Origin of the sequence: Streptomyces europaeiscabiei (genome assembly GCF_001550375.1) — a bacterium.
Taxonomy (GTDB): Bacteria; Actinomycetota; Actinomycetes; order Streptomycetales; family Streptomycetaceae; genus Streptomyces; species Streptomyces europaeiscabiei.
Window position 1 is genome coordinate 1 of record NZ_LRTR01000856.1, and the last position, 1,326, is coordinate 1,326.

Genomic DNA, 1,326 nt, shown 5'->3' on the forward strand with positions numbered 1-1,326 from the left:
GCGCAGCACCGGCACGACCTCGCCGCCCTCGCCGAGGTGGCGGGCGGCCGCGGCGGTGTCCAACCGCAGCGGCACCAGGTTCGGCTGCGGCCGGCGCAGGGCCTCGTCGAGCAGCCGCAGACCGTCCTCCACCGGCATCGGGGCGATGCCCTGCCGGCGCATCCGTGACAGTTCGGCCGTGCCGAGGTGAGCGGTCATGCCGGTCCCGCTCTGCTGCCACAGACCCCAGGCGAGGCTGTGCGCTGCCTCGGCGCGCTGCCGGCGACGGGCCGCCAGCGCGTCCAGGACGGTGTTGGCGGCGGCGTAGGTGCTCTGGCCCGCCGTGCCCAGCACACCGGCGGCGGAGGAGAACAGCACGAACGCCGCCAGGTTCTGACCCCGGGTCAGTTCGTCGAGGTGCAGCGCGCCGCGCACCTTGGGCGCGAAGACACGCGCCAGGCGTTCACCGTTCTGCGCCGTCACCAGACCGTCGTCGATGACACCGGCCAGGTGCACCACGCACGTGAGGGGGTGGGCCGGGTCGATGCCGGCCAGCAGCTCCGCCACCGCGTCCCGGTTGGCCACGTCACAGGCGGCGATCCGGACGCTCAGCGCACCCGCCCCGGTCAGCTCACGCACCAGGGTGTCGGCGTCCGGGGCGTCCGGGCCCCGCCGGGACGTCAGGACGAGGCGGCGTACGCCGTGCTCTCGCAGCAGGTGCCGGGCCACGGCCCGTCCCAGTTCGCCGGTTCCGCCGGTGAGCAGCACCGTGCCCTCCGGGTCCAGGGGCGGGGCCGTCACGTCGGGCGCCGAGGGTTCGGCACGCACCAGGCGCGGCGCGAAGAGGTCCGTGCCGCGCACCACGAGCTCCGGTTCGTCCGGCACGTCCAGGGCGCTCAGCAGCGACTCGGGTGCCGGAGCGCTGGGCGCGCCGCTGATCTCGACGGTGCGCAGCGACCGGTCCGGGTACTCGCTCCGGGCCGCGCGCAGCAGCCCGCGCAGCGACGCCGGCGCGAGGCCCCGGGCGTCGGTGCCGGTGTCCGCGTCCGGATCGTCGTACGGGCTCGGTGCCATGTCCGTCACCCACACCAGCTCCGCCTCGTCCAGGCGGGGTTCGCCGAGCAGCCGGTTGAGCAGTGCCAGGGCGTCGCCCGCCGCCGACGTCACCTCCTCGTCGGGGCGGTCGACGAGGCCGGTCGCGTCGACGAGGACGCGCCGTGGCCGCGTGCCGTTGTCCAGGGCGGCCGACAGCGCCTCGACGGAGGGCACCGCCGGGGTGTTCAGTGCCTCGGCGATCCGGCCCTCGCCGCCCAGGACGACGGTGGCGGGCCGCTCCGCGCAGGGGCG

Annotated in this window: 1 protein-coding gene; it reads right to left on the reverse strand. The window is 76.2% G+C overall.

Annotated features, from left to right (window positions below):
• Positions 1 to 1,326 (reverse strand): beta-ketoacyl reductase (locus AWZ10_RS43510; protein ID WP_159058579.1); only part of this gene is annotated, 1,326 nt, incomplete at both ends.